Here is a 24,578-nt window from a genome sequence, read left to right as displayed (position 1 = left end):
TGGCTCACGCCTCGAAGACCTCGCGTACCAGCTGCTCCTGCTCGGCCTGGTGGCGCTTGGCCGAGCCCACGGCGGGGGACGAGCTGTGCGGGCGCGAGATGCGGCGCAGGCGCTCGCCGGCGGGGATGTCCGCGCCGACCGCCAGGTCGAGGTGGTCGATGAGGTTCAGGGCGATGAACGGCCAGGCGCCCTGGTTCGCCGGCTCCTCCTGGACCCACAGGTACTTCTCGGTGTTCGGGTACTTCTTGATCTCGGCCTGGAGCTCGGCACCCGGCAGCGGGTACAGGCGCTCGAGGCGGATGATCGCCGTGTCCGTCACACCGCGCTTCTGACGCTCCGCCTCGAGGTCGTAGTAGACCTTGCCCGAGGTGAAGACGACCTTGCGGACCGCGGCCGGGTCGACCGAGCTGTCGCCGATGACGGGACGGAAGTGCCCCGACGTGAACTCCTCCGCCTTCGACGCGGCGGCCTTGAGGCGCAGCATCGACTTCGGGGTGAAGACCACCAGCGGCTTGTGGTGCGGGTTGTGCACCTGCCACCGCAGGAGGTGGAAGTAGTTCGACGGCAGGGTCGGCATCGCGACCGTCATGTTGTTCTGGGCGCAGAGCTGCAGGAACCGCTCCGGGCGGGCCGAGGAGTGGTCCGGTCCCTGGCCCTCGTAGCCGTGGGGGAGCAGGAGCGTGACGCCCGACGTCTGGCCCCACTTCTGCTCCGCGGCCGTGATGTACTCGTCGACGACGCTCTGGGCGCCGTTGACGAAGTCGCCGAACTGCGCCTCCCACATCACGAGCGCGTTCGGGCGGGCGAGCGAGTAGCCGTACTCGAAGCCCATGACCGCGTACTCGGACAGGAGGGAGTCGTAGACGTTGTAGCGTGCCTGGTCCTCCGACAGGTACTGCAGCGGGGTGTAGTCCTCGCCCGTCGCGCGGTCGATCAGCACCGCGTGGCGCTGGCCGAAGGTGCCGCGGCGGGAGTCCTGGCCGGAGAGGCGGACCGGCGTGCCCTCGAGGAGCAGCGATCCGATGGCCAGGGTCTCGCCCATGCCCCAGTCGATCGTGCCGTCCTCGACCATGGCCGCCCGGCGCTGCAGCTGCGGCAGCAGACGCGGGTGGACGGTGAAGTGGTCGGGGATGTTGACCTGGGACTCGGCGATGCGCTTGACGACCTCGGCGGACACGGCCGTGTCGACCTGCACCGGGAAGCCGTCCTGCGGCTCCTGCGACGGGGCCGCGGCCGGCTGCGAGGTGGCCTCGCGGACCTCGGTGAAGACCTTCTCGAGCTGGCCCTGGTAGTCCTGCAGCGCCTGCTCGGCCTCTTCCAGCGTGATGTCGCCCCGGCCGATCAGCGACTCGGTGTACAGCTTGCGCACCGAGCGCTTCTTGTCGATCAGGTCGTACATCAGCGGCTGGGTGAACGCCGGGTTGTCCGACTCGTTGTGCCCGCGACGGCGGTAGCAGATGAGGTCGATCACCACGTCCTTGTTGAACGCCTGGCGGAACTCGAAGGCCAGACGCGCGACACGCACGACCGCCTCCGGGTCGTCGCCGTTCACGTGGAAGATCGGGGCCTCGATCATGCGGGCCACGTCCGTCGCGTACATGGAGGAGCGCGAGGACTCGGGGGCCGCGGTGAAGCCGACCTGGTTGTTGATGACGATGTGGACCGTGCCGCCGGTGCGGTAGCCGCGCAGCTGCGACATGTTCAGGGTCTCGGCAACCACGCCCTGGCCCGCGAAGGCCGCGTCGCCGTGGATGGCCACCGGCAGGACCGTGAAGTCCGTGCCGCCCTTGTTGATGATGTCCTGCTTGGCCCGGGTGATGCCCTCGATGACCGGGTCGACCGTCTCCAGGTGGGACGGGTTGGCGGCGAGGGAGACCTTGATCTGCTCGCCGTCCAGGCCGGTGAAGGTGCCGTGGGCGCCCAGGTGGTACTTCACGTCGCCGGAGCCGTGCATCGACTTCGGGTCGAGGTTGCCCTCGAACTCGCGGAAGATCTGGGCGTAGGACTTGCCGACGATGTTCGCGAGGACGTTCAGGCGGCCGCGGTGGGCCATGCCGATGACGACCTCGTCCAGACGGGACTCGGCGGCGCTGTCGATCACCGCGTCGAGCAGCGGGATGACCGATTCGCCGCCCTCCAGGGAGAAGCGCTTCTGGCCGACGTACTTGGTCTGCAGGAAGGTCTCGAAGGCCTCGGCCGCGTTCAGGCGGCGCAGGATGCGCAGCTGCTCCTCGCGCTCCGGCTTGGTGTGCGGGCGCTCCACACGGTCCTGGATCCACTTGCGCTGCTTGGGGTCCTGGATGTGCATGTACTCGATGCCGGTGGTGCGGCAGTACGAGTCGCGCAGCACGCCGAGGATGTCGCGCAGCTTCATCATCGACTTGCCGGCGAAGCCGCCGACCGCGAACTCGCGCTCCAGGTCCCACAGGGTGAGGCCGTGCTCGACGATGTCCAGGTCGGGGTGCTTGCGCTGGCGGTACTCCAGCGGGTCGGTGTCGGCCATGACGTGGCCGCGGACCCGGTAGGAGTGGATCAGCTCGAAGACGCGGGCGGCCTTGGTGACGTCGTCGTCGTGCGAGGCGTCGATGTCCTTGAGCCAGCGGACCGGCTCGTAGGGGATGCGCAGGGCCTCGAAGATCTCGTCGAAGAAGCCGTTCTCGCCGAGCAGCAGGTTCGCGACGACGCGCAGGAACTCGCCGGAGGCGGCGCCCTGGATCACCCGGTGGTCGTAAGTCGACGTGAGCGTCATGACCTTGGAGACGCCGAGCTTGTTCAGGGTGTCCTGGGAGGTGCCCTGGAACTCCGCCGGGTAGTCCATGGAGCCGACACCCATGATCACCGACTGGCCGGGCATCAGGCGCGGCACGGAGTGGACCGTGCCGAGGCCGCCGGGGTTGGTGAGCGAGACCGTGACGCCGGAGAAGTCCTCCATCGTCAGCTTGCCGTCGCGGGCGCGGCGGACGATGTCCTCGTAGGCCTGCCAGAACTCGAAGAAGTTCAGCGTCTCGGCCTTCTTGATCGCCGCGACGACGAGCTGGCGGTCGCCGTTCGGCTTGACCAGGTCGATGGCGAGGCCGAGGTTGACGTGCTCCGGCTTGACGAGGGTCGGCTTGCCGTCCTTCTCCGCGAAGGACCAGTTCATCGCCGGCATGGCCTTGATGGCCTGGACCATCGCGTAGCCGATCAGGTGCGTGAAGGAGATCTTCCCGCCCCGGGCGCGCTTGAGGTGGTTGTTGATGACGATGCGGTTGTCGAAGAGCAGCTTCACCGGGACCGCGCGCACGGACGTGGCCGTGGGCATCTCCAGCGAGGCGTTCATGTTCTTCGCGACGGCGGCGGAGGGGCCGCGCAGGGTCACCAGCTCGGGGCCCTCGGGCGCCTGCGCCACCGGCTCGTCCTTCTTCGGCTTGACGGGCGACGCGGCGGGCTTCGCGGCGGCGGGAGCCGCCGGCTTCGCCGGGGCAGGCGCGACGGCCGGCTGCGCGGGCGCGGCGGCCGGAGCGGCCGGGGCCTGCGGCGCAGCGGGCGCGGCAGCCGGGGCGGCAGGCGCGGCCTGGGTGGCCGTGGTGGTGCCCGCGGCCCCCGCGGCCGCGGTACCCGCCGTAGCCGTGGAGGCGGCCGCCCCCGGCTTGTAGTCGGCGAAGAAGTCCCACCAGGCACGGTCTACCGAATTCGGGTCCTGGAGGTACTGCTGATAGATCTCGTCGACGAGCCACTCGTTGGGACCGAACGCAGCAGCGGGGTTCTTCCCGGCTTGGTCGTCGGTCGAGATGCTCGAGTTACTGGGGGACTGTGGCGACACGGCGGCAACCGCCCTCTTCCGCTTCACATGGTGATTGGACAGCGGGAATAAAGGCTACGCCTCCCCGGCCGTGAAGGTCAGGTCGAGCCGGTTCATCGTCGCGTAAGTCACATCGGATAGCGTGTTTCGGCGCTGCAATTGGCGGGAAACAAGCGGGGTTCCGGTTAGACGCGGGTGCGACGACCCCGACCCGGCGCGGGGTATGCGCGGGCCTGTGCCTGATCACACGTGTCCATCAATGGAGACGGACATGGATCTTGGGGCTCCGCCTCGAACTTTACGTCAACTTGGGGAAGAGGTCTCTCCCGGAAGGGTGATCTGGATCCGGCAGCCCCGAGAGGATTCGGCCACGCCGATCCGGCCGCCGTGCAGATCCACCGCCCAGCGCGCGATGGCGAGGCCCAACCCCGTGCCGCCGTCGCTGCCCGGCCCGTGCGGCCGGCTCACCGCACCCCGGTTGAAGCGCTCGAAGACCCGGTGCCACTCCGACCGGGGTATGCCGGGCCCTTCGTCCAGGACCTCGAGCTCGAGCGACTCCGGCTGCGGTCCGCGCCGGGCCTTCACCGTGACCCGGCCGTGCGGCGGGCTGTGCTTGACCGCGTTGTCGATCAGGTTGGCGACGACCTGGTGGATGCGCTCCGGGTCGGCGTGCGCGGTCAGCTCCGGCGGGGAGACGTCCAGGTGCAGATGGACGTCCGTCCTCGTGTGGCTGCCGGAGCCCGAGCCGATGCCCGCGCGCGCGGAGGACACCATCTGGGCCTCCTTGAGGACGCCGGACAGATACGGCCAGACCTCGAAGCGGCGCTTCTTCAGCGGGACCACGCCGTTGTCCAGACGGGAGAGGTCCAGCAGCGTCTCCACCAGGCGCCCCAGCCGCTCCGTCTGCCTCAGCGCCGTGCGCATCGTCTCCGGATCGGCGGCCGATATGCCGTCCACGATGTTCTCCAGGACCGCGCGCAGACCCGCGATGGGCGTGCGCAGCTCGTGCGAGACATTCGCCACGAGCTCCTTGCGCTGACGGTCCTGGGCCTCCAGCTCGTCGGCCATCAGGTTGATCGTGTGAGCCAGGTCGCCCAGCTCGTCCCGGCGGGTGTCGCGCACCCGGCGGGTGTAGTCCCCGTGCGAGATGGACCGGGCCACGGTGTTCATCTCGTCCAGCGGAGCGGTGAGCGAATGGGCCACGAACTGGGTGATCAGCAGTGTGGCGATCATCGAGAACACCGTGATGAAACGCAGCTCGGTCTCGGTGCGCACCGCGATCATCAACAGACCCGTGGTGATCAGTACCGAGATCACGACCAGCGCGCCCAGCTTGGTCTTGACCGAGAACGGACGTACACCGCCCCAAGGCTCCCCGGGGCCTCTTCGTGACGCCGGCCCGCCGCTCATGGCGTGGGGGTCTCCAGCGCGTAGCCGACACCGTGGACGGTACGGATGCGCTCCGCGCCGATCTTCCGGCGCAGGGCCTTGATGTGGCTGTCCACGGTGCGGGTGCCGGACGCGTCGGCCCAGTCCCACACCTCGGCGAGCAGCTGCTCGCGCGAGAGCACGGCGCGCGGCGTGTTCGCCAGGCACACGAGCAGGTCGAACTCGGTGGGCGTGAGGTGGACGTCCTCGCTGCGGACCCGGACCCGCCGCTGAGCGTGGTCGATCTCCAGTTCGCCGAGGCGCAGTATGCCGCTGCGCGGTGTGGTGGCCGCCAGCGCGGCCCGCTCGACCCTGCGCAGCAGGACGTGCACGCGCGCCGCCAGCTCACGCATCGAGAACGGCTTGGTCATGTAGTCGTCGGCGCCGACGCCGAGCCCGACCAGCATGTCCGTCTCGTCGTCGCGCGCGGTGAGCATCAGGACCGGCACCGGGCGCTGCGCCTGCACCCGACGGCATACCTCCAGGCCGTCGAAGCCCGGCAGCATGATGTCGAGGATCAGCAGGTCGGGCTGCCATGCCTCGGCCGTGTCGACCGCCGCCGGGCCGTCGCCGGCGGTTTGCACGAGGAATCCCTCGGCGCGCAAGCGGGCGGCGATGGCGTCGACGATCGTAGGGTCGTCCTCGACCACCAGAACCCGGCGCTGAGCGCCCGGGTTCGCCGTCGTGCCGTTGTGCGAGGTGTGTGTCTGCTCCATCGCCCGCCCCTGGGGTTGCTTTCCGGAATCCGTGGGGGGATCCCATGACTGCGTTTGACGCTTGAATGATCCGCGTCAGGGATGCAGCGTACGGGGAGTTACCGCCGGTCGGCTATCCAGGTCTGACAGCGATATGCACGACGTCGGGAACGCCCCGGGCAACCCGGACCTCTTCGGTACGCACCCGCTGGAACCCGGCATTCCAGAGGGATCCTTCAAATTCCGGAGAGGGTTGCGCCGACCATACCGCCAGCACCCCGCCGGGCCTCAACAGCCGTGTGCAGCCTGCCAGTCCCGCGGCCGAGTACAGGCCGTGATTGTCCTCGGTGACCGTCCAGTCCGGGCCGTTGTCGATGTCGAGGCACAGGGCGTCGTACGTGTCCGATGTCTCATCGACGTAAGCAAGCAGGTCGGCCTCGACGATGCGGGTCCGCGGATCGGCGAGCGCCTTCTCGGTCAGCACGGACAGCGGGCCGTCGAGATGCCAGTCGATGACGGCGCGCTCCCGTTCGACGACGGTGATCGCTCCCCAGCGCGGGTCCGCCGCGGCGTGTGCGAGCGAGAAGCCGACGCCGAGCCCGCCGATCAGCACACTCGGCCCCGGGCGGCCGTCCAGCGCGCCGTACGCGGCGTCGACGAGCAGCCGTTCCGAGCGCCCGTCGGAGGTGTCCATGAGGAAGCAGCCGTTGGCGATGATCTGCAGCAGTTCGCCGTGGCGCCGCAGCACGACCTCGCCGTGGGGGCCCTCGCGCCGGTCCAGGACTTCCGGGGTGTCGTGGGTGTCGTACGAATGCATGAGCCACATTCTGGTGACCCGCGGCGGCGCGGACGACGGGTTTTCGGGGAGCGGCACGCCGGAAGAGGGTGGACGGGCCGGTCGCCGCGACGCCGCGACGCCGCGGGGGCGCCGGACGCGGCTCGGCCGCGGTCGAACGCCCGTTTGCGTGTTCGCCCCGAATGCGCGAATCGCCTGGGAACTCGCTGAGAATCGCGTCGCGTGCGGCGTCGGTCATGGACAGTGGCCCGGGGGGCGCCAAGGGTGGTGTGCGACGGAAGGAGTGCGCACCTTGGAACCCACGGTCTCGCCGGCTGACGTCCCGGTCACGGCTCCGGGGACGGGTGCGCCGCTTCGGGAGGGCATGCCGCGCCAGCGCACGGCGCGGCCGCGCGGCGCCGTGACCTGGCCGGCGCCGAGTGCCGATCCCACGGCGGGCCCGCGCCCCCTGCTGCTCCTGCCGACGCCGACGGGCACGCCCTTCACCTTCGGATACGCCGCCGTCCTGCTGGGGACGTCGCTGTTCGCCGAGTACGCCGACCCGTCGCTGGTCCACTCCCTTTATCAGCACTCCAGCACCGACGTCGCCCATCTGGTGCGGGCGCCGGTGCCGGTGCTGATGGCCAGCGCGCTGTGGATCGCGGGCGGGCTGACCTCGTCGTACGCGCTCGTCTTCCTCCTGGTGCTGACGGCGCTGGAGCGGCGCACCGGCGGAATGTGCACGGCGGCCGTCTTTCTGCTCGGCCATGTGCTCGCCACGCTCGCGACGGAGATCCCGGTCGGTCTGACAGTGCTCGCGGGCGGCCTGCCCGACAGCTCCCTGCACCGGCTCGACTACGGCATCAGCTTCGGTGTCGCCGCGAGCCTCGGCGCGCTGACGGGACTGCTCGGGCCGTGGCCGCGGTGGACGGTGCTCGTCGTGTCCGGCGCGGTGGTGCTCCACGATCTGGCCGCGTTCGCGGACCCGCTGAGCGACTGGGGCCATCTGCTGGCGCTGGCCGTCGGCATCGCGATCCGGCCGGCCGTACGCCGAAGGGCCCGGGACCGGTCCCTCCGAGGCGGCGGCCGGGTGGGCGCGGTCGCCGCCCCCGCCGTGCGCCGTCAGGATCCGGGCGGCGTCCACACATAGGGCGTCGTGGTGGTCACCGCACGGAAGCCCAGGCGGAGCAGGATGGGGGCGCTGTCGTCGGAGGCGTCCACATGGAGGTAGCGCACGCCCCGGTCCGCCGCGAGTCGGGCGCGGACCGCGACGAGGGCTCGGTAGATGCCCCTGCCCCGCCAGTCGGCCAGCGTCGAGCCGCCCCACAGACCGGCGAACTCCGTTCCGCCGCGGAAGACGAGCCAGGCCGCCGAGACGACCTCCCCGTCCGCCTCCGCCACATGGATCGCGATCTCGTCGGGGGCGGCCGCGACCCGCCCGATCAGATCGTCCGTGAGCCAGCTCCGGTCCTCGCCCCAGACGGCCGACTCCATCGCGGCGATGCGCCGCATGTCCGCGTCGGCCGTGACCCGCCGCAGTGCGACGCCCCGTGGGAGAGCGGGCTGCCGCGCGGCCATCTCCTCGGTGCGTCCGATGAGCACCGTCTCCCGGTCCTCGGGCACGAACCCAGCGGCGCACAGCCGGTCGACGAGGTCGGCCGGGGTGTCGTGCCCGCGCGTCTTCCACTCCAGCGCCTCGCCGCGTCCGGCGAAGTAGTCGCGTTGCCGGGCGATCAGCCGGTCCAGCTCCGCCCCGCGCACCCCGAGGTCGCGCGGCCCGCTGACCAGGCCCCGATGCTGACCGACGATCCGCAGCAGTGGTCCGTCGTGCTCGTGGACGACACCCACCGCAGGGGTGGGCGGGACGCCGCGCATCTGGTCGTCGTACGCGGCGAGCAGCATCTCCGTGTCTGTCACGGGGAGACCGTAAGGCGGGCCGAGGGTGCCGGGGCAACTGCTTTCCGTCTGGCGAACGTCCGCGGACGACCGGGCGGCCCGGCGACGGTCGTGTGTGAGGCCCCGAGGGCGGGGAAGCCCCGCCGTCCCCCGGGCGTTGCAGCGGAGGGGCGCCGCCCGCGGAGGGCGAACGCCCGGGCCGCGGCCGGTGCGCCGCAACCCCTTTGACGTGCCGTTCACGGAGTCGGCGGACGCGATCGCTCACAGCGAACGCCTCCGGGGGAACAATCGAATCCTCTCGAGCATTGAGTCCGCATAGCTCAACTTGACTGCCGAAGGGGAGATCATGGCTTCGACGTCCACACCGCTCACCCTGCCCGTGTTGCCGCTCGACGGTGAGGTCGTGCTGCCCGGGATGGTGGTTCCGCTGGACCTGAGCGATTCCGAGGTACGCGCGGCCGTGGAGGCCGCGCAGGCCGCTGCCCGGTCCGAGCCCGGGAAGCCCAGGGTCCTGCTGGTGCCGCGCATCGACGGGACGTACGCGAACACCGGTGTGCTCGGCACCGTCGAGCAGGTCGGCCGGCTGGCCGACGGTGACCCGGGCGCACTGATCCGCGGCCGCGGCCGTGTGAGGATCGGCGCCGGGACCACCGGCCCGGGCGGGGCGCTGTGGGTCGAGGGGACGCGGATCGACGAGAACGCGCCCGACCCGCTGCCGGGACACGCGACCGAACTGATCAAGGAATACAAGGCTCTCGCCACGACCTGGCTGAAGAAGCGTGGCGCCTGGCAGGTCGTGGACCGTGTCGAGGCGATCGACGACGTCTCCGCGCTCGCCGACAACTCGGGCTACTCGCCCTTCCTGACCGTCGAACAGAAGGTGGAGCTGCTGGAGACCGTCGACCCGGTCGCCCGGCTGAAGCTCGCCGTACAGCAACTGCGCGACCACCTCGCCGAACAGGATGTCGCGGAGTCCATCGCCAAGGACGTCCAGGAGGGCGTCGACAAGCAGCAGCGCGAGTTCCTGCTGCGCCGCCAGCTGGAGGCCGTGCGCAAGGAGCTGCGCGAGCTCAACGGCGAGGCCGGGGAAGGCGAGGAGACCGACGACTACCGGGCCCGTGTCGAGGCCGCCGACCTGCCGGAGAAGGTCCGTGAGGCCGCTCTGAAGGAGGTCGACAAGCTGGAGCGGTCGAGCGACCAGTCGCCCGAGGGGTCGTGGATCCGGACCTGGCTGGACACCGTGCTCGAACTGCCGTGGAACGAGCGCACCGAGGACGAGTACGACATCCGCGGCGCCAAGGCCGTCCTGGACGCCGAGCACGCGGGCCTGGAGGACGTGAAGGAGCGCATCACCGAGTACCTGGCGGTGCGCAAGCGGCGCGCCGACCGGGGTCTGGGAGTCGTCGGCGGACGGCGCGGAGGTGCCGTTCTCGCCCTCGTCGGTCCGCCCGGTGTGGGCAAGACGAGCCTCGGTGAGTCGGTGGCGCACGCCATGGGGCGCAAGTTCGTTCGGGTCGCGCTCGGCGGCGTGCGCGACGAGGCGGAGATCCGCGGTCACCGGCGCACCTACGTGGGCGCCCTGCCGGGCCGCATCGTGCGCGCCGTCAAGGAGGCCGGTTCGATGAACCCGGTCGTCCTGCTCGACGAGATCGACAAGGTGGGCTCGGACTTCCGGGGCGACCCGGCCGCCGCCCTGCTCGAGGTCCTGGACCCGGCGCAGAACCACACCTTCCGCGACCACTACCTCGAGGTCGAACTCGACCTCTCCGACGTGGTGTTCCTCGCCACGGCGAATGTCCTCGAAGCCATCCCGGAGGCCCTGCTCGACCGTATGGAGCTGGTCCGCCTGGACGGCTACACCGAGGACGAGAAGGTCGTCATCGCCCGCGACCACCTGCTCCCGCGCCAGCTGGAGCGGGCGGGTCTGCACAAGGACGAGGTGACGCTCGACGAGGGCGCCCTGCGCAAGCTGGCAGGCGAGTACACCAGGGAGGCGGGCGTCCGGAACCTGGAGCGCTCGATCGCCCGTCTGCTGCGCAAGGTCGCGGCCCAGCACGAACTGGACGAGACGGAACTTCCGCTCACCGTCCGGGACGAGGACCTGCGCGCCCTGATCGGGCGTCCGCACCACGTGCCCGAGTCCGCCCAGGACCCGGCCGAGCGGCGGACGGCCGTCCCCGGTGTGGCGACCGGACTCGCGGTCACCGGCGCCGGCGGAGACGTCCTGTACGTGGAGGCGTCGCTCGCCGACCCGGAGACGGGCGCGGCCGGCCTGACCCTGACCGGTCAGCTCGGCGACGTGATGAAGGAGTCGGCGCAGATCGCGCTGAGCTTCCTGCGCTCCCACGGCGCCGAACTGGAACTGCCGGTCGGCGATCTGAAGGACCGGGGTGTGCACATCCACTTCCCGGCGGGCGCGATCCCCAAGGACGGCCCGAGCGCGGGCGTCACGATGACGACCGCACTGGCCTCCCTGCTGTCCGGCCGCCTGGTGCGTACGGACGTGGCGATGACCGGCGAGGTCTCGCTGACCGGCCGTGTGCTGCCCATCGGCGGGGTGAAGCAGAAGCTGCTCGCCGCGCACCGGGCCGGGGTGAGCACCGTCGTCATCCCCAAGCGCAACGAGCCCGACCTGGACGACGTCCCGGCCGAGGTGCTGGAGAAGCTGGACGTCCATGCCGTCACCGACGTCCGCCAGGTGCTGGAGCTGGCGCTCGCGCCGGCCACCAACGGCGCGGCGCCGGAGGTGCCGGTGGCGGCGTGACGCCGCGGACTCCGGTGGCGGCGTGACGGACGCCACCGGACGACGCGAAGGCCCGGGTCCCGTGCGGGAGTCCGGGCCTTCGCCGTGCCGTGGTGGGGGACTCAGCCGTTGGCGAGCGCCTGCACCCGGTCCAGGGCCCCGTTGAACTTGTCGTGGTCCCCGACCGTCGGGCCGGACGAGGTGTACTGCCACATCGTGTAGTAGCCCCAGCCGGCCGGGAGCGTGCCCGGGGCGGAGGCGTAACGCGCGATCCACAGGGGGCTGGCGGCGGCGAAGCCGCCGTAGTTGCCGGTGCACTGCGTCCACCAGCTGGTGGCCGTGTAGATGACGGCGTCCCGGCCGGTGCGCGCCTTGTAGGTGTTCAGGAAGTCGGCGATCCAGCTGACCATCGCGCTCGCCGACTTGCCATAGCAGGCGTCGCCGTACGGGTTCCACTCGATGTCGAGCGTGCCCGGCAGCGTCCTGCCGTCCCGTGACCAGCCGCCGCCGTGGTCGACGAAGTAGTTGGCCTGGGTGGCGCCGCTCGTGGTGTCCGGGGTGGCGAAGTGGTAGGCGCCGCGGATCATGCCGACGCCGTACGAACCGTTGTACTGCTGGGCGAAGTAGGGGTTCGTGTAGTACGTCCCTTCCGTCGCCTTCGTATAGGCCCAGCGGACGCCGCTGCTCCACAGCGTCGACCAGGCGACATTGCCCTGGTAGCCCGAGACGTCCACGCCTTCGGTCTGGGCGGCGGCGGCGCTGCGGGAGACACTGCCCCCGCCGTCGTGCGCCAGGACGCCCATACCCATGTGCGCGGTGCCACGGGCGGGTGTGCCGGCCTCGGCCGGCTGGGTGAACATCAGGGAGAACGCGGCGAGCAGGAGCCCGGCCGCGAACAGGCGGCGCGGGCGTCGGACCGATCCGGATCTGTGCACGAGCATGACGTGCCTCCGAAGGGCTCGGTGGAGCTCGGTGGGGGATGCGCTCGGGCATGCCCTGTGCCGGGGAGTGCGGGGCCGCGGGGCGTCGTCGGCCCGTCGGCGGTGGCGTGGGCATGCCAGGAAGGATCTGGTAGGGAAGCTACGCATGCGGGCACCCGGCTGGGAAGGGGGGCGGAGGACGCCGTTGGTCTACGCCTGCGAAATACTGACGGAGCTGCGGCAATGGCGACGTTTGGCAGAAACTTTCAGGAACGGGAAACCGGGGCAGGGGAGCTGACGTGCACGAGCGCGGAAACGGCGAGGGACGTCCGGTCGAACCCGGTGCGTCGGGAAGCGGTGTGGACCACACCGGCGCGGACCGGGAGTTCCTCTCCCTGGAGCGCGAACTCACGGTGTTCCTGCGACGGGCCCGGGCCAACCAGGGCGAGATGGCCCGCGAGGTGCACCCTGACCTCGAGCCCGCGGCGTACGGCCTCCTGGTCCGTCTGGACGAGTACGGCCGGCAGCGCGCTACGGAGCTCGCGGCCTATATCGGCGTGGGCAAGGCCACCATGTCCCGTCAGTTGCGGGCCCTGGAGGAACTGGGCCTGGTCGCGCGTGAGCCGGACCCGGCGGACGGCCGGGCGTGGCTGGTCCATCTCACCGAGGAGGGACGCAGCCGTGTCGGCAACGTGCGCGACGCCCGCCGTGCGCGGTACGTGCGGGAGCTGTCCCACTGGGATCGGCGCGAGGTAGCGGAACTGGCCCGTCTGCTCAACCAGTTGAACCGGAGCATGGAGAAGTAGACCGCGGGGCGGCGTCCCTCACAGCTCCACGTGCACCACCGTCGCGTCGTCGTGCGTCTTGCTGCGGCCCAGATACGCCCGCTCCTCGCGATCGCCGGCCTCCAGCGCCCGTACCCGTTCCACGAGTGCCGCCGCCCCCTCCTCGCGCACCAGCGCCAGCAGATCGGTCCAGTCGCCCCGGCGGAACTTCTCCGTCCAGCGGGTCGCGCCGTCGGTGAGGGCCGTGAGGGTGCGCACCGCCGTGCGCGGCAGTTCGCCGGTGACCGCGCGGGCCGCCACCGACGGGTCCGCCGCCGCGGTGAAGAAGCCCCCCTCCTTGTTGCGGACCGTGGCGTCCGCGATCGCCTCCGTCGCCAGACTGCCGCGCGGGACCCGGGCCAGTCGGTCGTCCAGCAGGGCGATGACCGTGCCGTCGGTCGTCCCGGCCAGAAGTGCCGAGTCGGAGAGGACCAGATACTCCACCGCCGACGCGGACCAGCGGGCGAGGACCACGGTTGCCTGAGGGGTGCGCGGGTGAGAAAGGTCACAGGTGGCCGCGTGGGAGTCGGCGGTGCGCAGGATCGCGTGCGAAAGGATCTCGGTCAGCGTCAGATCCCGGCGGGAAACGGACAGTTCGGTCAGTGCGCCGCCGAGTCGTGAGCAGAACCAGGGGACGGAATGGAGACAGCCGTCGTCGCCCTGTGGAGGGGTGACCCCGTCGAGAACGACCAGTGCACCGCCCTGACCGGACGCCGGTAGCGCGAGTGCGGCGAAGTCCTCGTTGGAGCGGGCCGGATCGCCGGGCTCGGAAATGAGGTCGGTACGCATTCGGCCAGTCTGCACGAGCCCTTCACAAGGTCCACAGGAGGCTGGCAACGGTTGCCGAATCGGTGCGACCGACCAGGTCAGGCGCCTGGTTTGGCATGGAATGATCGGCTCCGGTGAAGCGTGGTGGCGAATATTGCCAAAGTGAGCCGCCGACGTCCAACCGGCCTGCCGGAAAGGCCCTCCGCGCAGGCGCGAGGAACTTGCCCGCCAACTCGTCGCCGATGTTCACTCCTTCGGGTGGCGGGTCAGGCGAAGCAGGACCTCTGTCCACCGGCACTGGGAGGGTCGGAAGCCGTCGTACCGGGTCGACGCCCCAGCTGACGGGCCGTCACCCGAGCCCATGGGTAAACGAGTCAGGAATGCGAGCACCGGTGCAGAAGAAGCGGCCTCGGCGCACAGGCAGGCAGACGACCCCCGAACGGGACACTTCGTCCGACTCCACGGGCAGCGGCCGTCCCGCCCATGTGCGCAATCGGCTCATCGTCGCGGTTGCCGTGGTGGCCGCCGCCATCGCGACGGCCGGGGCGCCCAGCGTCATCGGCGCGTCCGGCCGGCTCAACGACGCCCAGAATCTGGTGACGCTCGCCGAGCAGACGCAGGACGCCCTCACGCTGGCCCATTCGCTGGCCGACGAGCGCGACGGGGTCACCGTGTGGGTGGCCGCCGGACGGCCCAAGTCCGGGGCGCCCGATGAACAGCAGAGCACCCGGGTCGACCGGGAGATCGAGGATCTGCGGGCCGACCCGGACATTCCGGTGGCGCTCCGCAAGGACCTCGACGACGTGGGCGTCGTGCGGCGGTCGGCGCTCGTCGGGAAGAGCAGCGCCTTCGACGCGCACCAGGCGTACTCCGCGGCCATCACGGAGCTGCACGCCCTCGCCGAACAGCTGGCCGAGAAGACGTCGTCCCACGGGGGCTCCGGCGCCTACGCACTCGCCCAGCTCGACAGCGCCGTGCAGCAGTCCGCCGCGGCACGGGGCCTGCTGGTCGCGGCCCTGAACATCCCGCGCACGACCCAGACGGTCATCGACCCGATCACGGGTCTGCCGACCACCACGACGAGTTCCTCGGACGCCGACACCAAGCAGCGGGACGCCCTCACGGCCGCCGCCCAGCAGGCCGCCGTCCGCTCCGACGCCGGCGTCGCCGACTTCCACGACAACGGGTCCGAGAAGGCCCGGAACTCCTACGACTCCACGGTCACCGGTCCCGAGGTCACCTCCGCCGAGAAGTACCTCAAGGCGCTCACAGACCAGCCCACCCTCTCCGACGGCGATCTCGGCTTCAGCGCCAAGAAGGTCGAGGCGGCCCTGTCCGCCCGCGTCGACCTGATGCGCGGCGTCGAGTCCTCGCTGTACGAGAACCGCAGCAAGGACCTCGCCCAGCTGCGCGACGACGCCGTCACCGTGCTGGAGATCCGTATCGCGCTGCTCGGCGCGCTCATGCTCGTCGCCGTCGGTATCGCCACGGCCATGGCCCGCAGCCTCACCCGGCCGCTGGCGGTCCTGCGCATCGGCTCGGCCAGGGTGGCCGCGGACCCGGCCGCCGAGGAGCCGGTGAAGTTCACCGGGCGCAACGACGAGTTCGCCCAGGTCGTCCGCTCGGTCAACGCCCTGCACGCGCACGCCGTCGCCCTCCAGGAGCGTCTGACCACCCTGGAGTCCGACCGCAAGCACCTGGTCGGCCAGCGGCAGAGCATGGCCGACGAACGCTCCAAGCTGCGCACCGAGCTCACCGAGGCCTCCGCGCACCTCGAGCAGGTCCGGCACAGCATCCACGGCACCTTCGTCAATCTCGCCCTGCGCACCCTCGGCCTGGTCGAGCGGCAGCTCACGGTCATCGAGGGGCTGGAGGAGCGCGAGCAGGACCCCGATCGGCTCTCCACGCTCTTCAAGCTCGACCACTTCGCCACGGTGATGCGCCGCCACAGCGAGAACCTCCTGGTCATGGCCGGCACCGAGCACGTCCAGCAGCACGCCGGGCCCGTGCCGCTCGTGGACGTCGTGCGCGCGGCCGTCAGCGAGATCGAGCGCTACGAGCGGGTCCGGATCGCCGCGCTCCCCCCGCACGCGCACATCGCGGGGTTCGCCGCCGACGACCTCTCGCACCTGGTCGCCGAACTCCTGGAGAACGCCACCTCGTTCTCGCCGCCCGACGTCCCTGTCGAGGTCTCCGGCTGGCTCCTGGAGAGCGGCGAGGTGATGCTCTCCGTCCAGGACGAGGGCATCGGCATGAGCGGCGAGCGGATGGGCCGGCTCAACGAGCGGCTCGCCGAATTCGAGCCGGACGACGCCTATGACCAGGAGAGTGGGGAGGGCGGCCTCGGGCTCGGCCTGTACGTGGTGGCCCGCCTCGCCCACCGGCACGGTGTCCGCGTCCGGCTGCGCGAGCAGAAGCAGGGCGGAGTCGCGGCGGTCGTCGTCCTGCCCAAGCCTCTGCTGGCCGCGGCCCCGGCGGCCGCGGTGCCCGTCGCGGGCCCCGCGACGGGGGGCGCGCACAACACGTCCCTGCCCGGCGCCGACGCCGAAGCCAACTCGAACGTCCTCAGCAGCCGTGCGCGGATGACGGTCCGGGCTCCCGAAGGGGACGAGGACCCGCTGATCGCCGCGGCGGAACAGGCCGTGCGCGAGCGCGAGGAGAGCCCCCTCTCCCCGGAGCCCGCACGGGACCGGCAGGCGCTGCCGCGGCGCGGCAGCGACGCGACGGAGGAGGCCGGATCCGTACCGGGGGCCGAGCCGGCGTGGAAGCCCGCCTCGAGCGCGCCCGAGCCGTTCGCGGAGACCGGCCCGGAGACCACGATGGAGCTGCTGCTCCCCTCGCCCCGGGGGGACGAACCGGCATCCGGCACCACCGCCGGCATCCCGGCCCAGACCTCGGCCGACCCGTACGCCATAGGGCCCGACGCCCATGCCCGCGCCGCCGACGAGGGCGAGCCCCGGCACGCTCCGGCACCGCAGGAGCCGCAGGACGAAACCGAGGCGCCGCGGGTCACGGCCAAGGGCCTTCCCAAGCGCACCCCGAAGATCTCCGCGCCCGCCCCGGCCGCGCGGCAGCGGGCCGGCGGTGTGGACGCCGAGGCCCTGCGCCGCAGGCTCGGCGGTTTCCACCGCGGCGCCAAGGAGGGCTACCGCCACAGCGAGGCGGAGGCGTCCGAGAGGACCGGCGAGACGAGGGAACCGGTGCAACGGCCCACGCACACGGCTGAACCCGGCACGGCACAGGACGTAGAAGCATCGGGGGGCACCGTCGAGGAGGCAAGCAGTTGACCGCGCCCAGTACGTTCGGACTGAGCAGTGAGGCACGCAACCTGCACTGGCTGCTGACGAACCTCGTCGAGGAGGTGCCGGGGCTGCTGTCGGTCGCGGTGGTCTCCTCCGACGGACTGCTCCTGCTCTCCTCCGACCCCGGCCGGAACGAGCAGGCCCGTACGGCCCGGGAGGGCAGGCCCAGCGGCCCCAAGGGGTCCTCGGCCGACCTCGCCACCGTCGTGTCGGGCGTCGGCAGCCTCACCATCGGCGCCGCGAAGCTGATGGACTTCGGCGGCGTCAAACACACGATGGTCGCGATGGACGAGGGAAGCCTGTTCGTCATGTCCATCAGCGACGGTTCGCTGCTCGGCGTGCACGGCTCCGCGGACTGCGACATGAGCGTGGTGGCCTACCACATGGCGCTCTTCGTGGGCCGTGCCGGACACGTCCTCACCCCCGAACTCCGCAGCGAGCTGCGCAAGTCCTTCGAGGCCGACTCGGCAGGGAGCGCCCGATGAGCAGCACACCGAAGAAGCTTCCCGTGCGCGGCGGCGACCGCAAACCGGCCCGGGTGCGGCCCTATTCGCTGACCGGCGGACGCACCCGTTTCGGGCACGTCCTGCTCGTCGAGACCTTCGTCGCCGCGTTGGACGCCCCGGAGGAACGGCGTGAACTGACCAATGGTTCACTGGCCACCCGGGTGATGCCCGAGATGCGGGCCATCGTCGAACTCTGCCGCCGCATGCGTACGGTGGCGGAGATCGCGGCGCTGCTGAAGATGCCGCTGGGGGTGGTCCGCGTGCTCCTCAGCGATCTCGCGGACCAGGGAAAGATCCGTGTGTACGGAACCGGTCACGGCCCCGGACAGCCTGACCGCGCTCTGCTGGAAAGGGTGCTGAGTGGACTCCGTCGTCTCTGACGCCTCCCCGGGCGTCTCCCCGCTCCTCGACGACGAGGAGCAACTGCAGGCCTGGCAGACGGACCGCACCCGCGCTCCGATCGCCACGAAGATCGTGGTGGCCGGCGGCTTCGGCGTCGGCAAGACCACCCTGGTGAGCACCGTCTCGGAGATCACACCTCTGCAGACGGAGGCGCTGATGACCGAGGCGAGTGAGGAGACCGACGACCTCACCGACACGCCCGAGAAGCTCACCACCACGGTGGCGATGGACTTCGGCCGCATCACGCTCGACGACGACCTGGTGCTCTACCTCTTCGGCACGCCGGGCCAGCAGCGGTTCTGGTTCATGTGGGACGACCTGGTGCGCGGTGCGATCGGCGCGGTGGTCCTGGCGGACACCCGGCGGCTCGCCGACTGCTTCCCGGCTCTGGACTACTTCGAGAGCAGCGGCCTGCCCTACATGGTGGCGGTCAACCATTTCGACGGCAGCGAGCGGTTCGAGCCGGAGGACGTCCGTGAGGCGCTGACGATCCCCGCACGCATACCTGTCATGATCATGGACGCGCGCCGCCGGATCTCGGTGATCGAGACCCTCCTGGCCCTCGTCGGCCACGCGCTCGACGTCACCCCCGAGCAGCCTCGATAGGAGCACCACCCGCATGCGGAAGATACTCGTCGTCGGAGCCGGCCAGTCCGGACTCCAGCTCGCCCTCGGCCTCCAGTCGCACGGGTACGAGGTCACCCTGATGTCCAACCGGACCGCGGACGAGATCCGCTCCGGCCGGGTCATGTCGACGCAGTGCATGTTCCACACGGCTCTGCAGCACGAGCGCGATCTCCAGCTGAACTTCTGGGAGAACCAGGCCCCGAAGATCGAGGGGCTCGGCGTGTCCGTGGCCGGGCCGGAGTCGCAGCGCGTGATCGACTGGGTCGGCAGGCTCGACGGGTACGCCCAGTCCGTCGACCAGCGTGTGAAGATGGCCGGCTGGATGGAGATTTTCGCGCAGCGCGGCGGTCAGCTGGTCATCCACGGTGCAGCGGTCTCCGACCTCGACTACTTCTCGCGCACCTACGACCTGGTGCTGGTGTCGGCCGGCAAGGGCGAGCTGGTGTCGATGTTCGGCCGTGACGCCTCCCGCTCGCCGTACAGCGAGCCGCAGCGGGCCCTCGCGGTCGCGTATGTGCACGGTCTCGGCCCCCGTCCGGAGCACCCGGACTACGACGCGGTCCGCTGCAACCTCGTGCCGGGCGTCGGCGAGCTCTTCGTGATGCCGACCCTGACCAACTCCGGCCGTGCGGACATCCTGTTCTGGGAGGGCATCCCCGGAGGCCCGCTGGACGTCTTCAACGGCGTCAAGGACCCGTCGGAGCACCTGTCCCTGACCCTGGAGCTGATGGAACGCTTCACGCCGTGGGAGTACGCGCGGGCCACCAAGGTGGAGCTGACCGACGCGAACGGCACGCTCTCGGGCCGTTACGCGCCCACCGTGCGCAACCCGATCGGCCGGCTGCCCGGCGGCGGACTGGTCCTGGGTGTGGCCGACGTCGTCGTGGCGAACGACCCCATCACGGGCCAGGGCTCCAACTCGGCGTCCAAGTGCGCCGCCGCCTACCTCGCCTCCATCCTCGAGCACGGGGACAAGGAGTTCGACGAGTCCTGGATGCAGCAGACCTTCGACCGCTACTGGGACACGGCCCAGCACGTGACCAAGTGGACCAACGCGATGCTCGGCGTGCCGCCGGAGCACGTCCTCAACCTGATCGGTGCCGCGGGCACCCTGCCGCCGGTCGCCGACCGCTTCGCGAACGGCTTCAACAACCCGGCCGACTTCGAGAACTTCTTCTACGACCCGGAGAAGACGGGGGCGTACCTGGCCTCGGTCGCAGGAGCCTGACGGGCTTGTGACCTGTGGCTCGACCGCGGGTCGTTGTTCACTGCCGGTCGCCGTCGGACGGCCCGGAGACGGCCCCGGCTCTGTCTGCCGGGGCCGTCGGCGTTCCACCGGTGTCGGTTCCGCGATGCGAACGGGCGCGGAGACCGCCGAGGTCTGCTCGGCTTGTCCCCCTGGCCTTGGCGTGCTTCCCGTCGGCTGCGGTCTCTGCGGTCTCTGCGGTCTCTGCGGTCTCTGCGGTCTCTGCGGTCTCTGCCGTCGCGCTCAGCCTGCGAGGCGTCCCGACGGGCGAGGCCTGGATCCGCCGCACCCGGAGCACCGGCGGTCACTACTGCATTGTCAGATCTCCGAACAGACCCGCGATGACGAAGCCCGCACCGAAGATCGCAAAACTGACCACGGTCATCACGGCGAGCCGGCCACGGCCGACCCGCGGCTCCATGTGGTGCGCACGGCCGGTGGGCGGCGCCGTGGCCGCGTCGTACGGGGCCCGTTCCGCCGGGCCGTTCGCACCGCGGCCGGGCTTCGGAGTTCGTCGAGCGGGCGCGGGCGGGTGTTGCTGGTTGCCGCAGAGCGCGGCGCCGGCGAGGGCGAGTGCCGCGACCTGGGGGACCGGGCCGGTGTCGCTCCGGACCGTCATCATGCCGTGTTTGAGACCGTGGTCGACCAGCCACCAGTTCATCGGCAGCGCCACGAGGAACCCCGTGCACAGGGCGATGGACATCACGAACCAGAACCGTGGACCGGTCGGGTGCGTGGCGGCCATGTCGTGTGTCAGCCACGGAACCATGACCGCGGTCATCCCGCCCATGACGGCGTTCATGGACAGCAGCTCCGCGATGAAGGTCTTGGACAAGGACGTGCGGTACGAGCCGAACATGCCTTTCATGAAGAGGGCCTGGAACACGGTCCAGCCGAACAGGAATCCGAGGCCGTAGTCGCACAGGACGTCGGCCCACATCGGCAGGCCGGCCCCCGAGGTGAGGACCTTCGCGGCGAGGATGCCGATCCCGTCGCCGGTCACGCAGTGCATCGTGGAGCCGACCACCTGCCGCCACTTGGCGGAGACGTACTGCTCGTGGGTGCCCGGCAGCGGTTCCCGGCAGCTGAGCACGTACAGCAACGCCCCGAACAGCCCGCTGAACGCGGTGATGATCACGAATCCCTACTTCATCACCGTGGCCTCCGGCGTCGTGTGGATGTCGATGGCGACGAAGAGCACACCGATCACGACCTGGATGAACCACAGGAGCATGACGCCCTCGACAAGCATCCTCACCTCCCGAGCCGTTCGCGGCGCTTCATCCCGTGCGACGCCGACCGGCGCCGGCCTTGGCGGAGCGGATCACGTCCGAGTCCTTCTCAGGCCGATCCGGGCCCTCCGTAGCCGCCGCCGGGCGCCGGACGGCTCTGGTCGTCCCGCGGTGTTCCCCCCGTCACCGTGACCCCCGGTCGTGCGGGTCAGCCGCCGGTGCCGTACCAGGCGCGCAGCCAGTCCCGCATCTTCTGCACTTCGCCGGTCTGGGAGGTGCTGATCTGCCGGGCCAGCGTGGTCACCTGCGCGTGGGTGGCTCGCCCGGGCACGGCATCCGCGATGACGGTGGCCATCTCGTGGTGCGGGGTCATCGCCGTCAGAAACGCCTTGTCGAAACCGGGACCGGCCGGAACTGCGGCCAACCGACTCTGCATCGATCGCAGACCGGTGTGAATCCGGTTGGTCAGCGCCCGGATCGATGCGGGGGCGGCCTGCTGGCTCTGTTCCGGGGTCATGCCGTACCACTGCCGCAGCCAGGTGGTCATCTCGGTGATCTCGCGGTTCTGAGCCGCAATGATCTGCCCGGCCATGGTCCTGGCCTCGGGATGGGTGCCCCGGGCCAGTTCGAGCCGGGCCATGGCCACCGCGGCGGCGTGATGCGAGATCATGTTACCGAGGAACGTCTGTTCCAATTCCGGGCCGTTCAGCCCGTGCAAGGCGGTGGCGTAGCGCTGGGCCGACCCCAGAATCGCCTGGGCGTCACTCGGTGACGGCTGAGGGGAAGGCGGGGCGCTCGGCGTCGACGTGGGCAGAGGTGCCGCAGCGGCCGTGGTGGCCGACGCGACGACGATCGCCGCGGCCAGCGCGGCCGTGATGGTCCGGCCTATGCCTGAGCCTGAACTCATGGCTGGTGTCCCTCCTGGCGAGAGCCGGCCGTCATCGCGACGGCGCATGTCACGATCAGTGGTCATACGTGTACGTCGAGTGTACGAACGTTGATGCGCCACCGCACTCGGGGCAGACGTGGTCCAGGAGAACCCGGCGCGCTGCCCCGAAGGTCACCCCGCCTTCGCCGGATCGATTCCGTACAGCTCCGTGGCGGCGACGGCCCGCTTCACCGTGCATGGTTCCTGTTCAACGGCCGGGGCCGTCCACATGGGTATCAGCCGGGCCGACGTGGGTGTGGAGTCCATGCGCAGGTACTGGCAGGCACCGTTGATCCGCAGGGCGAGGACGTAGACGCCGTCGCCGGCGGCCGTGCCGGACACCACGGTCACGGCGTCCCCGGCCGCGACCAGGTGCTTGTCCTTCAGGAAGTCCAGGGCGCCCTGCGGGGTGTGTGCATATCCCGAGGTCGCCGTCTGCCGGTACGCGTGGGGGCCGGTGGGCTGCCGGGTGAGGAGTGCGCCCATCTGCGCCGCGAGGCTGCCGGGCCTGCCGTCGGTCCGCGTGGCGGGGCAGGACGTGACGGACTGCTTCACGCTGTATGTGCCGACACCGAAGGTGTAGCGGTAGCAGCGGACCGGATAGGCGTTCGCGGCGACGGTCCCTGAGCTCGGGGGGAACAGTCCCAACATCACCTCTGCCGTGTGGACGGTGCCGCCGGGCCCGCCCTGCGCCGCGCCGGCGCTCAGCAGCGCTCCGCCGTGTGTCTCGACCCGGGCGACGAGCGTGCCCTCGGTGAACTGTCCCCCGTAGGTACCGCCCCCCGAGTAGAAGCCGCCGTTCAGGTCCCCGCGCAGGTCCTCGGCGAGTCCGGCGGCCTGGGCGTCGACGGCGGAGGTGTCCGGGGCGGTGGTCCTCTGGAAGAGCAGCGTTCCGGCCACCCCCGTGGCACAGGCGACGAGCGCGGTCACCGAGAGCAGCAGCACCCGCGATGCGATGCCGCGCCCCCGAGTCGGTCCGGAGCCGGGCCGTTGGTAGTGCCGGCGCTCCGTGGCGTGCGTCGTCATGTCTTCTCCCCCCTGCCGGCAGGGCGTCCTGGATGCGCCGCTGCCGCCGCATACTGCCAGCCGCCCCGATCAGCCGTGTCGTTCGGGGTGCACGGGCGCCGCACACCGGCGCTGCCACCGCGCGCCGGGAGGGTTGCCCGGCGGCGGGCGCCGGCACGGCGAAACAGCCGGCGTCGGAGCCGTCCGCGGCGCCGAATCGCGGTGCCCGCACCACCCTGCCGTCGCCCAGGGACATGGCCACACGCGTGGCCTCGGGGAAGCAGGCCATCAGATCCTCCGGCCGCGGCCGGTTCAGCGGTGCGTGGGGCGGTTCGCCCCACCGGCCGCCTACGGCGTCGCGGCGACTCCGGGCGCGCCGAGGGACCCGGAGGACACGAACGTGTCCTGCGCGGCGGTCTGGCTCCTCTCGAACGCGGACAGTGCGGCCAGTTCTTCGGGGGTGAGGGCGGACAGCAGTTTCTCGACGTCCCTCAGCTGCCGTTCGACGTCGTCCCGCGCCTTCTTCTGCCGGTCGGCGAGGGTGAGCCGGTCGTCGAGGGCCTTGCGTGCCCGACGGGCCTGCGCGTCGGCCTGCCGCTCGGTGCCGACCAGCCTCTGCACGCTCTCGGCCCGCTCACGCGCCAACTGCCCGATCACATGGCCCTCGTCCAGTGCGTGCTGCGGATCGCGGGCGAGCAGCAGGCGTACGTACGCGGAGATGTGCGTGCTGCTCTGGTACTGCTGCCGGGCGAGACGGCCGACTTCGCCGCGACTGGTCTGCAGGGCGAGTCTGGTCCTGGCGAGTTCCCCGTCCAGCCGCTCGACCTCGTCCTGCTGCTTCTTGAGCTTCTCGGTCGTGTCGTTGTAGACCTCGGTGGCCTGCTCGGTCTCCCGGTAGTGCTTCTGGAGATCCGTCAGCAGCTCGGAGAGCGGGCGGGGGCCCGGCTGCGCCGCCGGAGTGGTGCCGGCGTCGGGAGCGGCCACCGAGGGAGCGGGCGCGAGTACGGCCGAGACGGTCACCGCCGCCGTACACGCCAGGCGCAGCAACCTTTCTGACATCTCATCACCTCCGGTGCGGGGATGGTCCTTCCACCTCGCACCGGCAGGATCGGGCGCCCGCAACCCGGGCGCCCGCCGGGTGGTCGGTTCGGCGCAGGGAGGTCACTCGTCGGCGGTGTCCGGGCCACCGCCCGGCGTGGCGCCTGGCGTCCGGCGCGGCTTCGACCACGGCCACCGAAGGCCCTCCCGGCTTCGGCCCTCGGGCCGGTACTCGTACTTCCAGCCCTGGTGGAGGCCGAGTCTGCTGCTCCGGCCCGCTTCCACGCGCCGGTAGACGAGCACGGTCGGCGGGCCGCCGGCCGCGTCCGGGACCGGGACGCGGTACCACTTCGGCGGGTGGCCCGTCGGGCCGAGGAGGACCGGCAGCACGCGCCCGTCCAGGGGTCCGCCCACGAACGGGGTGTCTTGGCTCTTCACGACACCAGTGTCCTCTTCGGGCGG

The 24,578-nt window shown here is 70.9% G+C and carries 20 protein-coding genes; 8 read left to right on the top strand and 12 right to left on the bottom strand.

Features of this window, described 5'->3' with window-relative positions:
- Positions 1–4: 4 nt before the first annotated feature.
- From RCR19_RS12805 to RCR19_RS12790, 4 genes are all read right to left on the bottom strand, one after another.
- Complete coding sequence (locus RCR19_RS12805; protein ID WP_331265263.1) at positions 5–3,802, bottom strand: multifunctional oxoglutarate decarboxylase/oxoglutarate dehydrogenase thiamine pyrophosphate-binding subunit/dihydrolipoyllysine-residue succinyltransferase subunit; 3,798 nt, start codon at positions 3,800–3,802, stop codon at positions 5–7.
- Between the two features lie 282 nt (positions 3,803–4,084).
- Positions 4,085–5,191 carry a HAMP domain-containing sensor histidine kinase gene (locus tag RCR19_RS12800; RefSeq protein ID WP_331265262.1) on the bottom strand — a complete coding sequence of 369 codons (1,107 nt, stop codon included), beginning with the start codon at positions 5,189–5,191 and terminating at the stop codon, positions 4,085–4,087.
- A complete protein-coding gene (locus RCR19_RS12795) occupies positions 5,188–5,925 on the bottom strand; it encodes a response regulator transcription factor (protein WP_059128858.1) in 738 nt (245 codons plus the stop codon). Before RCR19_RS12795 ends, RCR19_RS12800 begins: the two co-directional genes overlap by 4 nt.
- 112 nt (positions 5,926–6,037) lie before the next feature.
- The gene (locus RCR19_RS12790) at positions 6,038–6,721 is read right to left on the bottom strand and encodes a spermidine synthase (protein WP_331265261.1); all 684 of its coding nucleotides are present in this window, start codon (positions 6,719–6,721) and stop codon (positions 6,038–6,040) included.
- A gap of 271 nt (positions 6,722–6,992) precedes the next feature.
- Between RCR19_RS12790 and RCR19_RS12785 the strand changes: the two genes are divergently transcribed.
- The gene (locus RCR19_RS12785) at positions 6,993–7,829 is read left to right on the top strand and encodes a rhomboid-like protein (RefSeq protein WP_331265260.1); all 837 of its coding nucleotides are present in this window, start codon (positions 6,993–6,995) and stop codon (positions 7,827–7,829) included.
- On the opposite strand, the gene RCR19_RS12780 is transcribed toward RCR19_RS12785, so the two are convergent.
- Complete coding sequence (locus RCR19_RS12780) at positions 7,802–8,596, bottom strand: GNAT family N-acetyltransferase (protein ID WP_331265259.1); 795 nt, start codon at positions 8,594–8,596, stop codon at positions 7,802–7,804. The two genes, RCR19_RS12785 and RCR19_RS12780, sit on opposite strands and share 28 nt — an antisense overlap.
- A 325-nt stretch (positions 8,597–8,921) precedes the next feature.
- Between RCR19_RS12780 and lon the strand changes: the two genes are divergently transcribed.
- Positions 8,922–11,339: an endopeptidase La gene (gene lon, locus RCR19_RS12775; RefSeq protein WP_331265258.1), complete on the top strand. Its 2,418-nt coding sequence runs from the start codon at positions 8,922–8,924 to the stop codon at positions 11,337–11,339.
- Between the two features lie 101 nt (positions 11,340–11,440).
- Here lon and RCR19_RS12770 read toward each other — a convergent pair whose 3' ends face one another.
- The gene (locus tag RCR19_RS12770) at positions 11,441–12,259 is read right to left on the bottom strand and encodes a lysozyme (protein WP_331265257.1); all 819 of its coding nucleotides are present in this window, start codon (positions 12,257–12,259) and stop codon (positions 11,441–11,443) included.
- 278 nt (positions 12,260–12,537) lie between these two features.
- On the opposite strand from RCR19_RS12770, the gene RCR19_RS12765 reads away from it, so the two are divergent.
- Positions 12,538–13,044: a MarR family transcriptional regulator gene (locus RCR19_RS12765; RefSeq protein WP_059128862.1), complete on the top strand. Its 507-nt coding sequence runs from the start codon at positions 12,538–12,540 to the stop codon at positions 13,042–13,044.
- 18 nt (positions 13,045–13,062) lie between these two features.
- On the opposite strand, the gene RCR19_RS12760 is transcribed toward RCR19_RS12765, so the two are convergent.
- Positions 13,063–13,851: a hypothetical protein gene (locus tag RCR19_RS12760; protein WP_331265256.1), complete on the bottom strand. Its 789-nt coding sequence runs from the start codon at positions 13,849–13,851 to the stop codon at positions 13,063–13,065.
- A 359-nt stretch (positions 13,852–14,210) separates the two neighbouring features.
- Here RCR19_RS12760 and RCR19_RS12755 point away from each other — a divergent pair, with 359 nt between their 5' ends.
- The 5 genes from RCR19_RS12755 to RCR19_RS12735 are packed head-to-tail and all read left to right on the top strand — an operon-like array spanning position 14,211 to position 19,895.
- On the top strand, positions 14,211–17,117 hold the full coding sequence (locus RCR19_RS12755; protein WP_331265255.1) for a nitrate- and nitrite sensing domain-containing protein: 2,907 nt from the start codon (positions 14,211–14,213) through the stop codon (positions 17,115–17,117).
- Positions 17,114–17,617, top strand: coding sequence for a roadblock/LC7 domain-containing protein (locus RCR19_RS12750; protein ID WP_331265254.1), 504 nt, complete (start codon positions 17,114–17,116; stop codon positions 17,615–17,617). The genes RCR19_RS12755 and RCR19_RS12750 overlap by 4 nt, the downstream gene beginning before the upstream one ends.
- Positions 17,614–18,018, top strand: coding sequence for a DUF742 domain-containing protein (locus tag RCR19_RS12745; RefSeq protein WP_331265253.1), 405 nt, complete (start codon positions 17,614–17,616; stop codon positions 18,016–18,018). The genes RCR19_RS12750 and RCR19_RS12745 overlap by 4 nt, the downstream gene beginning before the upstream one ends.
- Positions 17,999–18,646, top strand: coding sequence for an ATP/GTP-binding protein (locus RCR19_RS12740; RefSeq protein ID WP_059128866.1), 648 nt, complete (start codon positions 17,999–18,001; stop codon positions 18,644–18,646). The genes RCR19_RS12745 and RCR19_RS12740 overlap by 20 nt, the downstream gene beginning before the upstream one ends.
- Before the next feature lie 13 nt (positions 18,647–18,659).
- Positions 18,660–19,895, top strand: coding sequence for a styrene monooxygenase/indole monooxygenase family protein (locus tag RCR19_RS12735; protein ID WP_059128867.1), 1,236 nt, complete (start codon positions 18,660–18,662; stop codon positions 19,893–19,895).
- Positions 19,896–20,220: 325 nt separating this feature from the next.
- Here RCR19_RS12735 and RCR19_RS12730 read toward each other — a convergent pair whose 3' ends face one another.
- From RCR19_RS12730 to RCR19_RS12710, 5 genes are all read right to left on the bottom strand, one after another.
- Complete coding sequence (locus RCR19_RS12730; protein ID WP_331265252.1) at positions 20,221–21,051, bottom strand: DUF4396 domain-containing protein; 831 nt, start codon at positions 21,049–21,051, stop codon at positions 20,221–20,223.
- Positions 21,052–21,353: 302 nt separating this feature from the next.
- A complete protein-coding gene (locus RCR19_RS12725) occupies positions 21,354–22,052 on the bottom strand; it encodes a DUF305 domain-containing protein (RefSeq protein WP_331265251.1) in 699 nt (232 codons plus the stop codon).
- Between the two features lie 153 nt (positions 22,053–22,205).
- The gene (locus tag RCR19_RS12720) at positions 22,206–23,099 is read right to left on the bottom strand and encodes a hypothetical protein (RefSeq protein WP_331265250.1); all 894 of its coding nucleotides are present in this window, start codon (positions 23,097–23,099) and stop codon (positions 22,206–22,208) included.
- Positions 23,100–23,426: 327 nt separating this feature from the next.
- A complete protein-coding gene (locus tag RCR19_RS12715; RefSeq protein WP_331265249.1) occupies positions 23,427–24,137 on the bottom strand; it encodes a hypothetical protein in 711 nt (236 codons plus the stop codon).
- Between the two features lie 102 nt (positions 24,138–24,239).
- A complete protein-coding gene (locus tag RCR19_RS12710) occupies positions 24,240–24,554 on the bottom strand; it encodes a hypothetical protein (protein ID WP_331265248.1) in 315 nt (104 codons plus the stop codon).
- Positions 24,555–24,578: the final 24 nt, after the last annotated feature.

Origin of the sequence: Streptomyces sp. WAC07094 (assembly GCF_036320405.1) — a bacterium.
Taxonomy (GTDB): Bacteria; Actinomycetota; Actinomycetes; order Streptomycetales; family Streptomycetaceae; genus Streptomyces; species Streptomyces lannensis.
This window is presented reverse-complemented; position numbering and strand designations above follow the sequence as displayed.

Excerpts from the sequence above, each read along its gene's own strand:
- RCR19_RS12735 (WP_059128867.1), top strand. The coding sequence starts at position 18,660 with ATGCGGAAGATACTCGTCGTCGGAGCCGGCCAGTCCGGACTCCAGCTC.
- RCR19_RS12755 (WP_331265255.1), top strand. The coding sequence starts at position 14,211 with ATGCGAGCACCGGTGCAGAAGAAGCGGCCTCGGCGCACAGGCAGGCAG.
- RCR19_RS12800 (WP_331265262.1), bottom strand. The coding sequence starts at position 5,191 with ATGAGCGGCGGGCCGGCGTCACGAAGAGGCCCCGGGGAGCCTTGGGGC.
- lon (WP_331265258.1), top strand. The coding sequence starts at position 8,922 with ATGGCTTCGACGTCCACACCGCTCACCCTGCCCGTGTTGCCGCTCGAC.
- RCR19_RS12725 (WP_331265251.1), bottom strand. The coding sequence starts at position 22,052 with ATGAGTTCAGGCTCAGGCATAGGCCGGACCATCACGGCCGCGCTGGCC.
- RCR19_RS12745 (WP_331265253.1), top strand. The coding sequence starts at position 17,614 with ATGAGCAGCACACCGAAGAAGCTTCCCGTGCGCGGCGGCGACCGCAAA.
- RCR19_RS12770 (WP_331265257.1), bottom strand. The coding sequence starts at position 12,259 with ATGCTCGTGCACAGATCCGGATCGGTCCGACGCCCGCGCCGCCTGTTC.
- RCR19_RS12760 (WP_331265256.1), bottom strand. The coding sequence starts at position 13,851 with ATGCGTACCGACCTCATTTCCGAGCCCGGCGATCCGGCCCGCTCCAAC.
- RCR19_RS12795 (WP_059128858.1), bottom strand. The coding sequence starts at position 5,925 with ATGGAGCAGACACACACCTCGCACAACGGCACGACGGCGAACCCGGGC.
- RCR19_RS12720 (WP_331265250.1), bottom strand. The coding sequence starts at position 23,099 with ATGACGACGCACGCCACGGAGCGCCGGCACTACCAACGGCCCGGCTCC.
- RCR19_RS12715 (WP_331265249.1), bottom strand. The coding sequence starts at position 24,137 with ATGTCAGAAAGGTTGCTGCGCCTGGCGTGTACGGCGGCGGTGACCGTC.
- RCR19_RS12790 (WP_331265261.1), bottom strand. The coding sequence starts at position 6,721 with ATGCATTCGTACGACACCCACGACACCCCGGAAGTCCTGGACCGGCGC.